Genomic DNA, 17,169 nt, shown 5'->3' with positions numbered 1-17,169 from the left:
AACCATTCAGCCGCGTGCGGCGGCGATTTTGATCAGTTTGGCGTAGTAGAAGCCATCGTGGCCGCCTTCCTGTGCGAGCAGTTGGCGGCCGTGGGGCTGCTTGATCCCGGCGGCCGTGGCGAGGTCCAGTTCGCGCGCGCCGCTGGTGCGGGCGAGGAAGGCCTGGATCACCTCGGTGTTCTCGGTGGGCAAGGTAGAGCAGGTGGCGTAGAGCAGGATGCCGCCGACTTCCAGGGTCGGCCACAAGGCGTCGAGCAGTTCGCCTTGCAGCACAGCCAGGGCCTCGATGTCGTCGGGCTGGCGGGTCAGCTTGATGTCCGGATGACGGCGGATGACGCCGGTGGCAGAACACGGCGCGTCCAGCAGGATACGTTGGAAAGGTTTGCCGTCCCACCAACTGGCGGTGTCGCGGCCGTCGGCAGCGATCAGGTCGGCGTTGAGGCCCAGGCGTGCGAGGTTTTCACGCACACGTACCAGGCGCTTGGCTTCCAGGTCGACCGCGATCACACCCGCCAGGTCCTTTTCGACTTCCAGGATGTGGCAGGTCTTGCCGCCCGGTGCGCAGCAAGCGTCGAGCACGCGTTGGCCGGGGGCCAGGTCGAGCAGGTCGGCGGCCAGTTGTGCGGCTTCGTCCTGCACGCTGATCCAGCCTTCGGCAAAGCCCGGCAGGCTGCGTACGTCGGTGGCGGCTTCCAGCACGATACCGTCGACGCTGTACACGCACGGTGTGGCGTTGATGCCGGCCGTGGTCAGCAATTGCAGGTAGGCATCACGGCTGTAATGACGGCGGTTGACCCGCAGGATCATCGGCGGGTGCGCATTGTTGGCGGCGCAAATGGCTTCCCATTGCTGCGGCCAGAAGGCTTTCAGGGCTTTTTGCAGCCAGCGGGGGTGAGCGGTGCGCACCACCGGGTCGTGCTCCAGCTCGGCCAGCAGCGCTTCGCTCTCGCGCTGGGCGCGGCGCAGCACGGCGTTGAGCAGGGCCTTGGCCCAGGGCTTTTTCAGCTTGTCGGCGCAACCGACGGTTTCACCGATGGCGGCATGGGCCGGCACGCGGGTGTAGAGCAACTGATAGAGGCCGACCAGCAGCAGCGCTTCCACATCCGCATCGGCGGCCTTGAACGGCTTTTGAAGCAGCTTGGCCGCCAGTGCCGACAAGCGCGGCTGCCAGCGGGCGGTGCCAAATGCCAGGTCTTGGGTGAAACCGCGATCGCGGTCCTCAACCTTGTCCAGCTGAGTGGGCAGCGAACTGTTCAACGAAGCCTTGCCGTTGAGAACGGCGGCGAGGGCCTTGGCGGCGGCCAGACGCGGGTTCATTGGGCGACCGTCCCGAGAACCGTGCCGAGGGCAAATTTCTCACGACGGCTGTTGAACAAGTCGCTGAAATTCAGTGCTTTGCCGCCAGGCAATTGCAGACGGGTCAGGCACAGCGCCTGTTCACCGCAGGCCACCACCAGGCCGTCTTTGCTGGCCCCGATGATTTCGCCGGGAGCGCCTTTGCCATCGGCCAAGGTCGCGGCCAGTACTTTCAAGGCCTCGCCGTTGAGCGTGCTGTGGCAGATCGGCCACGGGTTGAAGGCGCGCACCAGGCGCTCCAGTTCCACGGCCGGGCGGCTCCAGTCGATACGCGCTTCGTCTTTATTCAGTTTGTGGGCGTAGGTGGCCAGGCTGTCATCCTGTACGTCGCCTGGCAGTGTGCCAGTTGCGAGGCCGGCGATAGCCTGGATCACCGCCGGCGGGCCCAGCTCGGCGAGCCGGTCGTGCAGGCTGCCGCCAGTGTCTTCGCCCGTGATCGGGGTGGTGACCTTGAGCAGCATCGGGCCGGTATCCAGGCCCGCCTCCATGCGCATCACGGTCACCCCGCTTTCGCGATCACCCGCCTCAACCGCCCGCTGGATGGGGGCTGCGCCGCGCCAGCGTGGCAGCAACGAGGCGTGACTGTTGATGCAACCCAGGCGGGGGATGTCCAGCACCACTTGTGGAAGGATCAAGCCATAGGCCACGACCACCAACAGGTCCGGCTGCAGTGCGGCCAGCTCGGCCTGAGCCTCGGCATTACGCAGGCTGGGTGGTTGCAGCACAGGGATGTTGTGTTCCAGCGCCAACTGCTTGACCGGGCTTGGCATCAGTTTTTGCCCGCGCCCGGCCGGACGATCCGGCTGGGTATACACCGCGACGATGTCATAAGGGCTGGCAAGCAGCGCCTTGAGGTGTTCGGCTGCGAATTCGGGAGTGCCGGCAAAAACAATGCGCAGTGGCTCGGTCATGGGAGTTCTCGGTTAAAAGCAGTCACAAAAGAAAAAGGCTTGCCGCAGCAAGCCTTTGGAAGACGGGCATCAAGCTTGCTGGCGATGCTTTTTTTCCAGCTTCTTCTTGATTCGGTCGCGCTTGAGCGTGGACAGGTAATCGACAAACAGCTTGCCGTTGAGGTGGTCGCACTCATGCTGGATGCATACCGCCAGCAGGCCATCGGCGATCAACTCGTAGGGCTTGCCATCACGGTCCAGGGCCTTGATCTTCACGCGTAGCGGGCGTTCGACGTTTTCGTAGAACTCCGGTACCGACAGGCAACCTTCCTGGTATTCGCCCATCTCTTCGGTCAGCGGTTCGAACTCGGGGTTGATGAACACCCGGGGTTCGCTGCGATCTTCCGACAGGTCCATGACCACGACGCGCTGATGCACGTTGACCTGGGTGGCGGCGAGGCCGATGCCCGGGGCTTCATACATTGTTTCAAACATGTCATCGACCAACTGACGAACCTTGTCGTCCACTACGGCCACCGGTTTGGCGATCGTGCGCAGGCGCGAGTCGGGGAATTCGAGGATGTTCAAAATAGCCATAAGCGTAATTGCTGCACATGTGAGGTAGAGGCAAATCGGCGTTGGGATGGACCCAGACAGCCGGTGTGAAACGCTCAAAAGCCGCACAGGCCATGGCATTTCACGCGAACGCACATAATAAAGGAGATTGACCCCATGAGGAAATCGCTACTCGTCTTGCTGCTGTGGGCCCCGTTCGCCACGGCCCTGCTGCCCCAGCCTGTACAGCGCCTGGATCAACCGACGCAACAGGCTATCCAGCGCTTCTTATTGCATCACCGCATTCTCGATACGCCCCAGGATCTGGACCGGGCGCCCTACATTGTTGCGGCTGAGGCGGGGCGGGTGTTGGGCGCCCATGGCGAGCGGGTGCATGCCCGCGGTGCTCTCGACCCGTCCCAGGCCAGCTATGGGATTTTCCGGCGCGGCAAAACCTACACCGACCCGCTCACTCAGGAACTGCTGGGCATCAATGCCGACGACATCGGCACCGCACGTTTTGTGACGGCCGGTGATCTCACTACCCTGGCCGTGCAGCGCGTGACCCAGGAAGTCCGCCCAGGCGACCGTCTGCTACGCGCTGAGCACCCCGTCGCGCCGGCAAGGCTGGAAGCTGGGGTATCCGCGCCTTTTATCGAAGGGCAAATCATTGATATCCCCAAGGGCGTCACTCAGATTGGCGTGCTGGACGCCGTCACCCTGAATAAAGGCCGGCGCGACGGCATGGTCGAAGGCCAATTGCTCACGGTGATCAAGAGCGGTTCCACTGTCCGCGACATCCTCACCGGCGCCCCGACGCCACTTCCTGACGAGCGTGCTGGCACCCTGCTGGTGTTTCGTACCTTTGAAAAACTCAGTTACGGCCTGGTACTGAGTGCCTCGCGCTCACTGGCGGTGATGGACCGTTTCGTGACGGCCAATTCAACGCAATAAATAGCCTGCTAAATAAGTTACCAACAGAGTTATCCACAGCTTGTTCCGGTCAAGGATGATCAGATGTATCCGATAAACAGTGATGAAATTTCGCCTGCCGAACTGGAAGCCCGACTACGCTTGCACAGGCTGCCGGAACTGGGCCCCAAGCGTTTTCGCATTTTGATCGAAGCGTTCGGCGGCGCTTCAAAGGCCATCAGCGCCCCCGCCAGTGCCTGGCGTTCCCTCGGGTTGCCGGCCATCAGTGCCGAGGCTCGACGCAGCCCTGAAATCCGTGATGGCGCGAGTGCTGCCTTGGCCTGGCTAGCCCGCCCGGCCCAGCATTTACTGATGTGGGACCAGCCTGAGTATCCCGCGCTACTCGCCCAGATCGACGATGCCCCCCCGTTGCTGTTCGTTGCCGGTGACCCTGCAATCCTGGAAAAACCCCAGTTGGCGATGGTCGGCAGCCGTCGCGCTTCCCGTCCCGGCATGGACACGGCCGCCGCGTTTTCGCGCAGCCTGGCGAGTGCGGGCTTTGTTATCACCAGCGGCTTGGCGCTGGGCATAGACGGCGCGGCGCATCAGGCGGCATTGGAGGTGGGTGGCCAGACCATCGGCGTGCTGGGCACGGGCCTGGAAAATTTTTATCCACAGCGCCATCGAAAGCTCGCGGCGGCAATGATTGACCAAGGCAGTGCCGTAATTTCCGAGTTTCCGCTGGATGCGGCGCCGCAAGCGGGTAATTTTCCCCGGCGCAACCGGATCATCAGCGGCTTGTCGCTGGGCGTGTTGGTGGTTGAAGCCAGCATGGCCAGCGGCTCGCTCATTACCGCACGGCTGGCGGCCGAGCAAGGACGCGAGGTGTATGCGATCCCCGGCTCGATTCATCATCCGGGTGCCAAGGGGTGTCACCAGTTGATCCGCGATGGTGCGGTGTTGGTCGAAACCATCGAGCACATTCTGGAAGGTTTGCGCGGTTGGCAGGCCCTGTCCCGTCCTGCCCCCATGCCGGTCACCCATCCGCTGGTGGCGTTGCTGCATGCCGCGCCTCATACCAGCGAAGGCTTGGCGATTGCCAGCGGGCGGCCGTTATCCCAAGTGCTGGCGACGCTGACGGAGTTGGAGCTCGAAGGCCAAGTGATCTGCGAGAGTGGCCGCTGGCTCGCGCGCCCCTAGGTTTTGTAACGAAGATCGGTAAACTGCGCAGAGCTTTAGTCCGGAGAGTGAACAATGGTCAACAGGTGGCGTGTGCTGGAAGCCGCACGAGAAATTCGTGCAGGCGCGGTGATTGCCTATCCGACCGAGGCGGTCTGGGGCCTGGGCTGCGACCCGTGGAATGAAGAAGCGGTGGACCGGCTGCTGGCGATCAAGAACCGCTCGGTGGATAAGGGCTTGATCCTGGTGGCGGACAATATTCGCCAGTTCGATTTTCTCTTTGAAGATTTCCCGGATACCTGGATCGAACGCATGGCCAGTACCTGGCCGGGGCCGAATACCTGGCTGGTGCCCCACCAGGGCTTGCTGCCTGAATGGGTGACCGGTGTGCATGACACGGTGGCGGTACGGGTGAGTGACCATCCGCTGGTGCGGGATTTGTGCTCGCTGGTGGGGCCGTTGATTTCCACATCGGCCAACCCTCAGGGGCGCCCGGCGGCGCGCACGCGGCTGCGTGTAGAGCAATATTTCCGTGGCCAACTGGACGTGGTGCTGGGTGGCGCCCTGGGTGGGCGCAAGAACCCGAGCCTGATTCGTGATTTGGCGACGGGTGAGGTGGTGCGGCCGTCCTGAGGCCGAGGTGTGACCATCGCGAGCAAGCCCGCTCCCACATTTTGATCGGATTCCAACTGAAGGAACGCGGTCAAGTGTGGGAGCGGGCTTGCTCGCGATAAGGCCCTCACAACCTCTACAGCTCTATCGTCTTACGGCAACAGAATGGTCGACCCCGTCGTGCGCCGTCCCGACAACTCCGTTTGCGCTTTCGCCGCCTCAGCCAGCGAATAGCGCTGGTTGATATCAATGCGGACCTTGCCGCTCTTGATCATCGAGAACAAATCATCGGCCATTGCCTGCAGGTTCTCCGGGTTGTTGGCATAGGTCGCCAGTGTCGGACGGGTCACATACAGCGAACCCTTGGCCGCCAGGATCCCCAGGTTCACCCCATCGACCGCGCCCGACGCGTTACCGAAGCTCACCACCAACCCACGCGGTGCCACGCTGTCCAGTGAGGTCAGCCAGGTATCCTTGCCCACACCGTCGTATACCACCGGTACTTTCTTGCCGTCGGTCAATTCCAATACGCGCTGTGCGACGTTTTCCTTGCTGTAGTCGATGGTTTCCCAGGCGCCGAGGGATTTGGCCAGGGCGGCTTTTTCCGGCGAGCTCACGGTACCGATCAGCTTGACGCCCAGGGCTTTGGCCCATTGGCAGGCCAGGGAGCCCACGCCCCCGGCCGCGGCGTGGAACAGAATGGTTTCGCCGCCTTTGAGTTCATAGGTCTGGCGCAGCAGGTATTGCACGGTCAGGCCCTTGAGCATGGCACCGGCAGCCTGTTCAAAGCTGATCTCGTCCGGCAGGTGCACCAGGTTGGCCGCGGGCAACACATGCAGTTGGCTGTAGGCGCCCAATGGGCCGCTGCCATACGCCACACGGTCGCCGACCTTGAATTGAGAGACTTCACTGCCGACCGCGTCGACCACCCCGGCACCCTCGGCGCCCAGCCCCGACGGCAAGGCTGGCGGCGCATACAGGCCGCTGCGGAAATAGGTGTCGATGAAGTTCAGGCCGATGGCCTCATTACGCACGCGAACCTGTTGCGGGCCCGGCTCTGCGGGCGTGTAGTCGACATATTCAAGTACTTCGGGACCGCCATGGGCGCTGAACTGGATACGTTTGGCCATCTGCACTTCTCCTTGAGATCGAATCGCGTGGCCTGCTATCGGACTCCTAAGCTTGATCTTCGTCAACTGCGACGCGCGTGGGTGCGGTGTTATCCTGTGCGCCCATTTGCCGCCGACGCCCGATGGCCTCGCGTAGCTTTGCCCGATTCAAGGTGATGCCATGACTACTCGCACTGAGGCTGTTAAAGCCTACCTGCTCGACCTGCAAGACCGCATTTGCAGCGCCCTGGAAACCTTCGAGACGGACACTCGCTTTATCGAAGACGCCTGGACCCGGCCTGCCGGCGGTGGCGGTCGCACCCGTGTGATTGCAGACGGTTCGGTCATTGAAAAAGGCGGCGTTAACTTTTCCCACGTGTTTGGCAGCGGCCTCCCACCCTCTGCCAGTGCCCATCGCCCTGAGTTGGCCGGGCGCGGCTTTGAGGCGTTGGGGGTGTCGCTGGTGATCCATCCGCACAACCCGCATGTGCCGACGTCCCACGCCAATGTGCGCTTTTTCATTGCCGAAAAAGACGGTGAAGAGCCGGTATGGTGGTTCGGTGGCGGCTTCGACCTGACGCCCTACTATGGCAACGAAGAAGACTGCATCCACTGGCATCGTGTGGCCGAGCAGGCCTGTGCGCCGTTCGGCCCGCAGGTGTACTCGCGCTACAAAGCCTGGTGCGACACCTATTTTCATATCAAGCATCGCAACGAACCGCGCGGTATCGGCGGGCTGTTCTTCGATGACTTGAACGAATGGGACTTCGACACCTGCTTCGCCTTCATCCGCGCTATCGGCGATGCCTACATCGATGCCTACCTGCCGATCGTACAGCGCCGCAAAGCCATGCCCTACACCGAGCAACAGCGCGAATTCCAGGAGTTCCGTCGCGGCCGCTACGTGGAATTCAACCTCGTCTACGACCGTGGCACCTTGTTCGGCCTGCAGTCGGGTGGGCGTACCGAGTCGATCCTGATGTCGCTGCCGCCGCAAGTGCGCTGGAGCTATGACTGGAAAGCCGAAGCCGGCAGCGAAGAAGCGCGACTCACCGACTACTTCCTGCAAGACCGCGACTGGCTTGGCCTGATTGCGCCCAAGGCGGCTGTCTGATGGATCGGTATGTCGTATTCGGTAACCCCATCGGCCACAGTAAATCGCCGTTGATCCACCGTATGTTTGCCGAGCAGACCGGCGAGCAACTGGATTACAACACCTTGCTCGCACCGCTGGAGGATTTCTCCGGCTGTGCCCGTGAGTTCTTTGTGCAAGGACGGGGTGCCAACGTCACTGTGCCGTTCAAGGAAGAAGCCTACCGTCTGGCCGATACCTTGACCGAGCGCGCCCAACGCGCCGGTGCTGTGAACACCTTGAGCAAGTTGGCCGACGGCACCCTGCTGGGCGACAACACCGACGGCGCGGGTTTGGTGCGCGACCTGACGGTAAACGCCGGGTTGATGCTCAAAGGCGCGCGCATCCTGCTGCTGGGCGCCGGCGGTGCAGTCCGCGGGGCATTGGAACCGTTGCTGGCGGAACAACCGGCCTCGTTGATCATCGCCAACCGTACGGTCGAAAAGGCCGAATTGCTCGCGGAGCTGTTCGACGATCTCGGCCCGGTATCCGCCAGCGGTTTCGACTGGCTGCGTGAGCCGGTAGACCTGATCATCAATGCCACGTCCGCCAGCCTGTCAGGCGATGTACCGCCGATTGCCGGCAGCCTGATCGAACCCGGCAAGACCTTTTGCTACGACATGATGTACGCCAAGGAGCCGACCGCGTTCTGTCGCTGGGCCGCTGAACAAGGTGCAGCCGTGGCGATGGATGGCCTGGGCATGCTGGTGGAGCAGGCGGCGGAAGCGTTCTTCCTGTGGCGCGGTGTGCGCCCGGCTTCGGCACCGGTGCTGGCTGAACTACGCCGCCAACTCATCTAGCTCCAATCTGATGTGGGCATCGCTACTGTGGGAGGGGGCTTGCTCCCGATTGCAGTGTGTCAGCCAAGAATTACTTAGCTGAATCACCGCTATCGGGAGCAAGCCCCCTCCCACATGTTTGACTGCGTTCAGTCTTCGAACTGGAGGGGGCAGTTGTCGGCTCCTTCCAGTTTCTTCAACTCCTCCACCACCTGCGGCCGGGCCCGGCGCAAGGTCAAGCTGCGTCCCAAGCCCCGCAATCGCCGTGCCTCCTGGTGCAGCATCTCCACGCCGGAATAGTCGATAAAGTTGATCTGCTGCGCCTCGATGACCACCCGCTGGCCATGCAGACTTTGCAGACGTACTTGCAGGTAATGGCTGGCGCCGAAGAAGATCGAGCCGCCTACCCGCAGCACATCTTCGTCGCCGTCACGCCACTGCTGGACGCGCGGTTGCGAGGTGCGCTTGAGGTAGAAAAACAGCGAGGCCAGCACCCCGGCATAAATCGCCGTTTGCAGCTCCAGCAGCAAGGTGGCGACGCAGGTCAGGCTCATCACCACAAACTCGGCCCGGCTCACCCGGAACAACGCACGAATGCCGCGATGGTCCACCAGGCCCCAGCAAATCAACAGAATGCTCGCGGCCATGCTCGGAATGGGGATGTGGGCGATCAATGCGGCGCCGAACAACGCGAACAGCGCCACCCACAGCGCGGAAAACACCCCCGCCAACGGCGAGCACGCGCCGGCTTCATAGCTGAGCCCGGAGCGGGTAAAGGAACCGGCTGACAAGTAGCCCGAGAAAAATCCGCCGACAATGTTGGATAAACCCTGCGCGCGGACTTCCTGGTTGGCGTCGAGCAATTGCTGTGAACGAGCCGACAAAGAGCGGGCTATCGACAGGCTGGTCACCAGCCCCAGCATCCCCACCGCCACTGCACTGGGCAGCAGGCGCAGCAGCAGATCGAGGTCCATCGGTAGCGGGCTGAATGGCGGCAGCTTACCGACAAACGAACTGACCCGCGCGACATGCCCGAACATCGCCGGCCACAGCCAGGCGACCAGGCTGCCGAGGGCCAGGGCGATCAACAGCGTTGGCCAGCGTGGCACCCAGTATTTGAGCAACGCGCCCACCAACAAGGTGCCCAGCCCGAGGGCCAGTGACGCCTGGTCCCACTCGCCGCCATGGTCGATCAGCGCCAGCAGGCTATTGATTGCCGTGGCCTGGCTCGGCAAATCCAGGCCCAGCAGATTGGGCAACTGGCCCAGGGCAATCACCACGGCGGCACCCAGGGTGAAACCCAGTACCACCGAGTGAGAGACGAAATTCACCAGCGCGCCGAAGCGCAGCATGCCCAGCAGCCACTGGAAAACGCCGGCCAGGAATGTCAGCAGGAGGATCAAGGTGATGTAGTCCTGCGATCCGGGTATCGCCAAGGGGCTGATGCTGGCGTACAGCACGATGGAAATCGCCGCCGTAGGGCCGCAGATCAGGTGCCAGGAGGAGCCCCAGAGACAGGCGATCAGTACCGGGATGATTGCCGCGTACAGGCCGTATTCGGGCGGGAGACCGGCGATCAGTGCGTAGGCAATCGACTGTGGCAGGGCGAGGATTGCGCCGCTGAGGCCAACGACTGCATCTCGACCCATGCTGGCGCGGGTTTGGCGCGGGAGCCAGGCGAGAAAGGGAAAAAGTGTGTGGCGATTGGGCCGGGGCATGAAAGGCTCGGTCTGTAGGTTTGGCGCAGAATATCAGCAGACATCGATCCCGGTGGGAGGGAGCAAGTCGAATCGTCGCACCGCCCCTCCCACACTTGGATCGTGTTGGATGTCAGAGCCTGGCTTTGACAGCCGGCAGGGCCTCCTGGCCATCCGTGGTCTTCACCCCGTCGAGCCACTTGTCCAACACCGCGGGATTCGCCTTGATCCACGCCTTCGCCGCATCGGCATTGCTGACCTTGTTGTTGGCGACCTCGGCCATGATGCTGTTCTCCATCTCCTGGGTGAAACTCAGGTTGGTCAGCAGCTTCCCGACATTCGGGCAGGCCTGTGCGTAACCCTTGCGGGTCAAGGTATACACGCTGCCGGTGTCACCAAAATACTTCTCGCCGCCCTTGAGGTAGTGCATTTTCAATTGCACATTCATCGGGTGCGGCGTCCAGCCAAGGAAGGTGACGAATTTCTGTTTTTTGACCGAGCGTGACACCTCGGCGAGCATCGCCTGTTCGCTGGACTCGATCAGCTTCCATTGGCCCAGATCAAAGTCGTTCTTCTTGATGATCTCCTGCAACGAGATATTCGCCGGCGCGCCGGAGCCGATGCCGTAGATCTTCTTGTCGAACTTGTCGGCAAACTTGTTCAGGTCGTTGAAGTCATGCACGCCGGCGTCCCACACGTAGTCCGGTACCGCGAGGGTGAACTCGGTGCCGTCGAGGTTTTTCGCCAGTTGCACCACATCGCCATTGGCCACGAACTTGTCATAGAAGCCCTGTTGTGCCGGCATCCAGTTGCCCAGGAACACATCCACCTGGCCATCCTTGAGCCCGCCAAACGTGATCGGCACCGCCAGGGTGTCGACCTTGGGTTTGTAGCCCATGCCTGTCAGTAGAAAACCGGTGATGGCATTGGTGGCGGCGATATCGCTCCAGCCGGGATCAGCCATTTTCACCGTTTCACAACTGGCGTCTGCGTACACATTGGCGCTGGCGAGCGCCAGGATACCCAGTACTACCGTTAGCTTTTGCATGGCCTTCCCTCTGTGTCTTTATTGGTTTTGGCAGGGTTGTGGATAACGTGCCTTGCGCTCCAGGTCGTCGAGGTCGATATGGTTGCGCATGTATTGCTGACTGGCGTCTACCAGTGGCTGGTGATCCCAGCTCTTCAGCTTGCCCTGGGTCAGGGCTTCAAACACCAGGCGACGGCGGCGTTGGCTGGCGAGCACCTGTTGGTGGATCGCCGGGATGTCCCATTTGGCTCGCGCCTCGCTCAAGAACGCCTCGAACCGTGAGCGGTGCTCCGGCGACTGGCTGAGGTTCTCCCGCTCGTGCGGGTCGTTGTGCACATCGAACAGTAGACAAGGGTCGTCTTCGCTGTAGATGAATTTGTAGGCGCCACGGCGGATCATCATCAGCGGGCTGATGGTGCCTTCGGCCATGTACTCGCCGAACACTTCGTCGTGCCCGCCCTGCCCTTGCAAATGCGGCACCAGCGAGCGGCCGTCCAGCGGCAGGCGTGGGTCCAGCTCGCCGCCGGCCAGCGCCACCAGGGTCGGCAGCAGGTCGGCGGTGGACACGGCGTGGGCCACGCGGCCGGCGGCGAATTGCCCCGGTGCCCAGACCAGCAGCGGTACGCGGGCGGCCATTTCAAACCAATGCATTTTGTACCAGAGGCCGCGCTCGCCGAGCATGTCGCCGTGGTCGCCGGAGAAGATGATGATCGTATCCTCGGCCAGGCCGGTGTCTTCCAGGGTCTGCAAGAGCTTGCCGACATTGCTGTCGATATAGCTGCAAGCACCGAAATAAGCACGCCGCGCATCGCGGATCTTATCCACAGGCAGCGGCTTGTCCCACAGGTCATAGACCTTGAGCAGGCGCTGGGAGTGCGGGTCGAGATCGGCCTGGGGCGGGGTCGTCGGCAAAGGGATCTGGCTATCGTCGTACAGCTCCCAGAACGGCTTGGGAATGGTGTACGGGTCGTGCGGGTGAGTCATCGAAACCGTCAGGCAGAACGGCTGATCGCCGTCCTCACGGATATGGTCGTACAGATATTGCTGGGCTTTGAACACCACCTCTTCGTCGAAGTCGAGCTGGTTGGTGCGCACACACGGACCGGCTTGCAGTACCGAGGACATGTTGTGGTACCAGCTGGGGCGCACGTCCGGCTCATCCCAGTTCACCGCCCAGCCGTAGTCGGCGGGGTAGATGTCGCTGGTCAGGCGCTCTTCGTAGCCATGCAATTGGTCGGGGCCACAGAAATGCATCTTGCCCGACAGCGCGGTGCGGTAGCCGAGGCGGCGCAGGTAGTGGGCATACGTCGGTACATCGGCGGGGAAATCCGCAGCGTTATCGTAGGCGCCGATCTTGCTCGGCAGTTGGCCGCTGACCAAGGTGAAGCGCGACGGTGCACACAGCGGGCTGTTGCAATAGGCGGCGTCGAACACCACGCCCTGTGCGGCAAGGCGGCTCAGGTTCGGCAGCTTGATCGGGGACGGTGCGTAGAACGGCAACAGTGGCGCGGCCATTTGATCGGCCATGATGAAAAGAATGTTCTTGCGCTTCATGGGGCTTCGGCATTCCATAGGCGGTGTTTATGCGAATGAGCATGCAGCCCATGAAAAATTGGGTAAAGCCCATGAAATACAATGTCTAGGATAAGTACAGCTAATGTATGAAGCCCTCGGTGATCTATCCCTCGACCTGTTGCGCGTGTTCGAAGCGGCGGCGCGACATCGCAGCTTCACGGCGGCCGCCATGGAGTTGGGCACCACTCAACCGGCCATCAGCCAGCAGATCAAGCGGCTCGAAGAACAGCTGTCGATTCGCCTGTTTGATCGCATCTACCGTGGCATCGAATTGACCGACGCGGGTGCCCTGCTGTTCGAGCATGCCCAGGGTGGCTTGCAGGCCATCAACCAAGGCCTGAGCGCGATCACCCAGCAGGGCCAGCATGAAGTGCTGCAAGTGGCCACCGACTTCGCTTTCGCCGCTTACTGGTTGATGCCGCGCCTGCACCGTTTCCACCAGGCCAACCCGCAGGTCGATGTCAGCCTGGTCACCAGCGAACGTAACCACGCCACCTTGCGCAGTGATATCGATGTGGCGGTGTTGTTCGGCGACGGGCGTTTCAAGCAGGGCGACAGCTTGTGGCTGTTCAACGAAGAAGTGTTCCCGGTGTGTAGCCCGCAGTGGCTCAAGGAGCAGACCACAGCGCTGACCCTGGCGAATTTGCAGGATTTTCCCCTGCTGCACCTGCGTCAGGAGAACAACAGCCAGTGGTTCGACTGGAGCGGTGTGTTTCGCGAGTTAGGGATCACCACGGCACCCACGCCCGGCCAGTTGCGTTTCGACAACTACACACTGCTGATCCAGGCGGCGATTGCCGGTCAGGGTGTAGCCATCGGCTGGCGCCACCTGGTGGATAACCTGTTGCAGCAGAACTGGCTGTGCCGGCCGATCAGCGACACGGTGATCTCGCGTTTCGGTTATTACGTCGTGCAGCCCCAGCGCAAACGCCGGGGACAGTTGATCGAGCGCTTTGTCGATTGGCTGCTGGCGGAGCAGGCCAGCAGCGCGCAGTCCCTGACCGGGCTGGCCCTGCCGTCGATTGCGGTCTAGGATCGGCGCACAGTGGACGCGGATTTCATCATGCAACGTATCAAGGGCTATCACGCCCATATTTACTTCGACGCCAGTACGATCGAGCAGGCGCGCACCCTGTGCGAAGACGCGGCCAAGCTGTTCCCGTTACGCATGGGTCGAGTGCACGAACGGCCGGTGGGCCCGCACCCGGACTGGAGCTGCCAATTGGCTTTCGAGCCGGAGTACATCGGTGTGGTGCTGCCGTGGTTGGCCCTGCACCGCGAGGGTCTGGTGGTGTTCCTGCACCCCGAAACCGGCGATGACCTGAAGGATCACACCGACTATGCGATCTGGATGGGGGCGATGCGCGAACTGGACTTGTCGGCTTTTTAACTTCCCCTATCAGATAACGTCTTGTTCCACTCCCCGCAAAAAGGGCAAACGGAGTAGGATTTATCTCGTCTCGTCTCACTATATGGGATTGATATTTATATATTGAGATATGCGCAAGCATAGGTTTATATTCGCCCATCAGCTTTTTTCATCACCACTCATTCAGGTGAAGCGATGCAGGCGCAATTGATCGCGCTCGATTGGGGCACCAGTTCCCTTCGTGCTTATAAACTCGGCCCCGCAGGCGTGGTGCTGGAGCAGCGCTCGCTGGCGTGGGGCATCATGCATTTGCCCAGCGAGCCCCGGGATATCGCGGGTGTGTACTGCCGTGATGGTTTTGAATTGGCATTCGATGCGGCGTGTGGTGACTGGCTCGATGCCCGGCCCGACCTGCCCGTGATCGCTTGCGGCATGGTCGGCAGCGCCCAGGGCTGGAGCGAGGCGGCCTATCGCAATACGCCAGTGGACGTCGCCAGCCTCGGCAATGCTCTGCATCGGGTACGCAGCTTGCGTGGAATCGACGTGCATATCGTCCCCGGCGTGATTGAGCAGGTCGGTCTGCCCAATGTGATGCGTGGCGAAGAAACCCAGGTACTGGGCGTGCTGCAGGGTCTAGGCGCCGACGTATTGATCGGCTTGCCCGGTAGCCATTCCAAATGGGTCGAGGTGGTCGAGGGGCGTATCACCCACTTCGACACCTTCATGACCGGCGAGCTGTTCGCGGTGTTGAGCAAACACAGCCTGCTTGGGCGTACCCAGCAAATATCCGAATACTTCCAGGCCGACGCTTTTGATCGGGGCGTGCAGGTGGCGCTCTCCAAAGATGGCCAACGCGGTGTGCTGTCGACGTTGTTCAGTGCGCGCACGCTCGGGCTGACCGGCGAATTGTCGCCTGAACAACAGCCTGACTACCTGTCCGGCTTGCTCATCGGTCATGAACTGGCCGGCCTGCCGGTCGGCGCGAAACACCAACCCATCATCCTGGTCGGCGCCGCCGCCCTCTGCGCCCGCTACCAACGCGCCCTCGCCCTGTGCGGCTTCGACCACGTCAGCCTGGCGCAGGAAGCCACCGAGCGTGGCCTGTGGCAACTGGCGGTGGCCGCCGGGCTCACTCAACCTGCATTGGAGACCTGACATGCTCAAGCAAGCGCTCGCCCGCAACGGTTTGATCGCAATCCTGCGTGGCGTACGACCGGACGAAGCCCTGGCGATGGGCCAGGTGCTGTACCAGGCGGGGTTTCGTGTCATCGAAGTGCCGCTGAATTCGCCCGACCCCTACACCAGCATCCGCACGCTGCGCGATGGCCTGCCTGCCGATTGCCTGATCGGCGCGGGCACGGTGTTGACCCCGGAGCAGGTCGAGCAAGTGAAAGCCGCCGGTGGCCAGGTCATCGTGATGCCCCACAGCGATGCCAAGGTCTTGCGCGCAGCGAAAGCGGCGGGCCTGTTCCTGTCGCCCGGTGTGGCCACGCCGACCGAAGCATTTGCCGCCCTGGCCGAAGGCGCCGACGTGTTGAAGCTGTTCCCGGCCGAGCAAATGGGCCCGTCGGTGATCAAGGCGTGGCTGGCGGTCTTGCCGGCGGGCACGTTGCTGCTGCCGGTGGGCGGCATTACCCCGGACAACATGCAGGTGTTCATCGATGCCGGCGCCAAAGGGTTCGGCCTGGGTTCCGGGTTGTTCAAGCCAGGTATGACGGTGGATCAGGTCGCGAGCCGCGCCCAGGCGTATGTCGCCGCCTGGAACAGCCTGAGCTGACTTCAAGTTCCGCGCCCACGGGCGCTGCATCTATAAGAGAGATAACAGATGAAAATCACCAAACTGACGACCTTCATCGTTCCGCCGCGCTGGTGCTTCCTCAAGATCGAAACCGACCAGGGCGTGACCGGCTGGGGCGAGCCTGTGGTTGAAGGCCGCGCCCATACCGTGGCGGCGGCCGTCGAAGAACTGTCCGACTACCTGATCGGCAAAGACCCGCGCAATATCGAAGACATCTGGACCGTGCTCTATCGCGGCGGTTTCTACCGTGGCGGCGCGGTGCACATGAGTGCCCTGGCCGGTATCGACCAGGCGTTGTGGGACATCAAGGGCAAGGCCCTCGGCGTGTCCGTCAGCGACCTGCTTGGTGGCCAGGTGCGCGACAAGATCCGCGTGTATTCATGGATCGGCGGCGACCGCCCGGCCGATACCGCCCGTGCCGCCAAAGAGGCGGTTGCGCGTGGCTTTACCGCAGTAAAAATGAACGGCACCGAGGAGTTGCAGTTCGTCGACAGCTTCGAAAAAGTCGACCTGGCCTTGGCCAACGTTGCCGCTGTGCGGGATGCGGTCGGCCCTAACGTGGGCATTGGCGTCGACTTCCATGGCCGCGTGCACAAGCCCATGGCCAAGGTGCTGATGAAGGAACTCGACCCGTACAAACTGATGTTTATCGAAGAGCCGGTGCTCAGTGAAAACTACGAAGCGCTCAAGGAACTGGCACCGCTGACCAGCACCCCGATCGCGCTGGGCGAGCGCCTGTTCTCGCGCTGGGACTTCAAGCGTGTGCTCAGCGAAGGCTATGTCGACATCATCCAGCCGGATGCGTCCCACGCCGGAGGCATCACCGAAACCCGCAAGATCGCCAACATGGCCGAAGCCTACGACGTGGCCCTTGCCCTGCACTGCCCGCTGGGCCCGATTGCCCTGGCGGCGTGCCTGCAACTGGACGCTGCGTGCTACAACGCGTTTATCCAGGAGCAAAGCCTGGGCATTCACTACAACGAGAGCAATGACCTGCTCGACTACGTGCGCGACCCGGGCGTGTTCGACTATGACCAGGGCTTCGTGAAGATCCCCAACGGGCCAGGCCTGGGTATCGAGATCAACGAGGAATATGTGGTCGAACGCGCGGCTATCGGCCATCGCTGGCGCAATCCGATCTGGCGCCATGCCGACGGCAGCTTTGCCGAGTGGTGACTT

General features: G+C 62.1%; 17 protein-coding genes. 10 read left to right on the top strand and 7 right to left on the bottom strand.

Annotation, left to right across the window (positions count from 1 at the left end; translation table 11 throughout):
• Window positions 1-6: 6 nt before the first annotated feature.
• From rsmB to def, 3 genes are all read right to left on the bottom strand, one after another.
• A complete protein-coding gene (gene rsmB, locus MJP36_RS02115; RefSeq protein ID WP_244384764.1) occupies window positions 7-1,317 on the bottom strand; it encodes a 16S rRNA (cytosine(967)-C(5))-methyltransferase RsmB in 1,311 nt (436 codons plus the stop codon).
• Window positions 1,314-2,267: a methionyl-tRNA formyltransferase gene (gene fmt, locus MJP36_RS02110; protein ID WP_244384763.1), complete on the bottom strand. Its 954-nt coding sequence runs from the start codon at window positions 2,265-2,267 to the stop codon at window positions 1,314-1,316. Before fmt ends, rsmB begins: the two co-directional genes overlap by 4 nt.
• Window positions 2,268-2,336: 69 nt before the next feature.
• Window positions 2,337-2,843, bottom strand: a complete 507-nt coding sequence (def, locus tag MJP36_RS02105) for a peptide deformylase (RefSeq protein ID WP_016970668.1) — start codon at window positions 2,841-2,843, stop codon at window positions 2,337-2,339.
• 135 nt (window positions 2,844-2,978) lie between these two features.
• Here def and MJP36_RS02100 point away from each other — a divergent pair, with 135 nt between their 5' ends.
• From MJP36_RS02100 to tsaC, 3 genes are all read left to right on the top strand, one after another.
• Complete coding sequence (locus tag MJP36_RS02100; protein ID WP_244384762.1) at window positions 2,979-3,755, top strand: peptidoglycan-binding protein; 777 nt, start codon at window positions 2,979-2,981, stop codon at window positions 3,753-3,755.
• A 63-nt stretch (window positions 3,756-3,818) separates the two neighbouring features.
• On the top strand, window positions 3,819-4,913 hold the full coding sequence (gene dprA, locus MJP36_RS02095) for a DNA-processing protein DprA (protein ID WP_104995089.1): 1,095 nt from the start codon (window positions 3,819-3,821) through the stop codon (window positions 4,911-4,913).
• Between the two features lie 54 nt (window positions 4,914-4,967).
• Window positions 4,968-5,525 carry an L-threonylcarbamoyladenylate synthase type 1 TsaC gene (gene tsaC, locus MJP36_RS02090; RefSeq protein WP_060756546.1) on the top strand — a complete coding sequence of 186 codons (558 nt, stop codon included), beginning with the start codon at window positions 4,968-4,970 and terminating at the stop codon, window positions 5,523-5,525.
• A gap of 131 nt (window positions 5,526-5,656) precedes the next feature.
• Here tsaC and MJP36_RS02085 read toward each other — a convergent pair whose 3' ends face one another.
• Entirely contained in the window at window positions 5,657-6,634 is a 978-nt protein-coding gene (locus tag MJP36_RS02085) for a quinone oxidoreductase family protein (RefSeq protein WP_060756545.1), read from the bottom strand.
• 160 nt (window positions 6,635-6,794) lie between these two features.
• Between MJP36_RS02085 and hemF the strand changes: the two genes are divergently transcribed.
• On the top strand, window positions 6,795-7,727 hold the full coding sequence (gene hemF / locus MJP36_RS02080; RefSeq protein WP_060756544.1) for an oxygen-dependent coproporphyrinogen oxidase: 933 nt from the start codon (window positions 6,795-6,797) through the stop codon (window positions 7,725-7,727).
• On the top strand, window positions 7,727-8,545 hold the full coding sequence (aroE, locus tag MJP36_RS02075; protein ID WP_104995090.1) for a shikimate dehydrogenase: 819 nt from the start codon (window positions 7,727-7,729) through the stop codon (window positions 8,543-8,545). Before hemF ends, aroE begins: the two co-directional genes overlap by 1 nt.
• Before the next feature lie 128 nt (window positions 8,546-8,673).
• On the opposite strand, the gene MJP36_RS02070 is transcribed toward aroE, so the two are convergent.
• The 3 genes from MJP36_RS02070 to betC all read right to left on the bottom strand — a co-directional run bounded on the left by MJP36_RS02070 (window position 8,674) and on the right by betC (window position 12,802).
• Window positions 8,674-10,242 carry a SulP family inorganic anion transporter gene (locus tag MJP36_RS02070; protein ID WP_104995091.1) on the bottom strand — a complete coding sequence of 523 codons (1,569 nt, stop codon included), beginning with the start codon at window positions 10,240-10,242 and terminating at the stop codon, window positions 8,674-8,676.
• Window positions 10,243-10,354: 112 nt separating this feature from the next.
• A complete protein-coding gene (gene choX / locus MJP36_RS02065; RefSeq protein WP_060756541.1) occupies window positions 10,355-11,269 on the bottom strand; it encodes a choline ABC transporter substrate-binding protein in 915 nt (304 codons plus the stop codon).
• A gap of 18 nt (window positions 11,270-11,287) precedes the next feature.
• The gene (gene betC / locus MJP36_RS02060) at window positions 11,288-12,802 is read right to left on the bottom strand and encodes a choline-sulfatase (protein ID WP_244384761.1); all 1,515 of its coding nucleotides are present in this window, start codon (window positions 12,800-12,802) and stop codon (window positions 11,288-11,290) included.
• 103 nt (window positions 12,803-12,905) lie between these two features.
• Between betC and MJP36_RS02055 the strand changes: the two genes are divergently transcribed.
• The 5 genes from MJP36_RS02055 to dgoD all read left to right on the top strand — a co-directional run bounded on the left by MJP36_RS02055 (window position 12,906) and on the right by dgoD (window position 17,166).
• The gene (locus MJP36_RS02055) at window positions 12,906-13,856 is read left to right on the top strand and encodes a choline sulfate utilization transcriptional regulator (RefSeq protein WP_060756539.1); all 951 of its coding nucleotides are present in this window, start codon (window positions 12,906-12,908) and stop codon (window positions 13,854-13,856) included.
• Window positions 13,857-13,886: 30 nt separating this feature from the next.
• On the top strand, window positions 13,887-14,213 hold the full coding sequence (locus MJP36_RS02050) for a DOPA 4,5-dioxygenase family protein (protein WP_060756682.1): 327 nt from the start codon (window positions 13,887-13,889) through the stop codon (window positions 14,211-14,213).
• 174 nt (window positions 14,214-14,387) lie between these two features.
• Window positions 14,388-15,347, top strand: a complete 960-nt coding sequence (locus MJP36_RS02045; protein ID WP_244384757.1) for a 2-dehydro-3-deoxygalactonokinase — start codon at window positions 14,388-14,390, stop codon at window positions 15,345-15,347.
• Window position 15,348: 1 nt separating this feature from the next.
• Window positions 15,349-15,969 carry a 2-dehydro-3-deoxy-6-phosphogalactonate aldolase gene (locus MJP36_RS02040; protein WP_060756537.1) on the top strand — a complete coding sequence of 207 codons (621 nt, stop codon included), beginning with the start codon at window positions 15,349-15,351 and terminating at the stop codon, window positions 15,967-15,969.
• A gap of 48 nt (window positions 15,970-16,017) precedes the next feature.
• Window positions 16,018-17,166: a galactonate dehydratase gene (gene dgoD, locus MJP36_RS02035; protein ID WP_244384754.1), complete on the top strand. Its 1,149-nt coding sequence runs from the start codon at window positions 16,018-16,020 to the stop codon at window positions 17,164-17,166.
• Window positions 17,167-17,169: the final 3 nt, after the last annotated feature.

The sequence above is a fragment of the Pseudomonas palleroniana genome, assembly GCF_022836895.1.
In the GTDB taxonomy this organism is placed as follows: domain Bacteria; phylum Pseudomonadota; class Gammaproteobacteria; order Pseudomonadales; family Pseudomonadaceae; genus Aquipseudomonas; species Aquipseudomonas palleroniana.
This window is presented reverse-complemented; position numbering and strand designations above follow the sequence as displayed.

Excerpts from the sequence above, each read along its gene's own strand:
- betC (WP_244384761.1), bottom strand. The coding sequence starts at position 12,802 with ATGAAGCGCAAGAACATTCTTTTCATCATGGCCGATCAAATGGCCGCG.
- MJP36_RS02040 (WP_060756537.1), top strand. The coding sequence starts at position 15,349 with ATGCTCAAGCAAGCGCTCGCCCGCAACGGTTTGATCGCAATCCTGCGT.
- MJP36_RS02045 (WP_244384757.1), top strand. The coding sequence starts at position 14,388 with ATGCAGGCGCAATTGATCGCGCTCGATTGGGGCACCAGTTCCCTTCGT.
- MJP36_RS02100 (WP_244384762.1), top strand. The coding sequence starts at position 2,979 with ATGAGGAAATCGCTACTCGTCTTGCTGCTGTGGGCCCCGTTCGCCACG.
- dprA (WP_104995089.1), top strand. The coding sequence starts at position 3,819 with ATGTATCCGATAAACAGTGATGAAATTTCGCCTGCCGAACTGGAAGCC.
- MJP36_RS02070 (WP_104995091.1), bottom strand. The coding sequence starts at position 10,242 with ATGCCCCGGCCCAATCGCCACACACTTTTTCCCTTTCTCGCCTGGCTC.
- hemF (WP_060756544.1), top strand. The coding sequence starts at position 6,795 with ATGACTACTCGCACTGAGGCTGTTAAAGCCTACCTGCTCGACCTGCAA.
- MJP36_RS02085 (WP_060756545.1), bottom strand. The coding sequence starts at position 6,634 with ATGGCCAAACGTATCCAGTTCAGCGCCCATGGCGGTCCCGAAGTACTT.
- dgoD (WP_244384754.1), top strand. The coding sequence starts at position 16,018 with ATGAAAATCACCAAACTGACGACCTTCATCGTTCCGCCGCGCTGGTGC.
- def (WP_016970668.1), bottom strand. The coding sequence starts at position 2,843 with ATGGCTATTTTGAACATCCTCGAATTCCCCGACTCGCGCCTGCGCACG.
- MJP36_RS02050 (WP_060756682.1), top strand. The coding sequence starts at position 13,887 with ATGCAACGTATCAAGGGCTATCACGCCCATATTTACTTCGACGCCAGT.
- fmt (WP_244384763.1), bottom strand. The coding sequence starts at position 2,267 with ATGACCGAGCCACTGCGCATTGTTTTTGCCGGCACTCCCGAATTCGCA.
- rsmB (WP_244384764.1), bottom strand. The coding sequence starts at position 1,317 with ATGAACCCGCGTCTGGCCGCCGCCAAGGCCCTCGCCGCCGTTCTCAAC.
- MJP36_RS02055 (WP_060756539.1), top strand. The coding sequence starts at position 12,906 with ATGTATGAAGCCCTCGGTGATCTATCCCTCGACCTGTTGCGCGTGTTC.
- aroE (WP_104995090.1), top strand. The coding sequence starts at position 7,727 with ATGGATCGGTATGTCGTATTCGGTAACCCCATCGGCCACAGTAAATCG.
- choX (WP_060756541.1), bottom strand. The coding sequence starts at position 11,269 with ATGCAAAAGCTAACGGTAGTACTGGGTATCCTGGCGCTCGCCAGCGCC.
- tsaC (WP_060756546.1), top strand. The coding sequence starts at position 4,968 with ATGGTCAACAGGTGGCGTGTGCTGGAAGCCGCACGAGAAATTCGTGCA.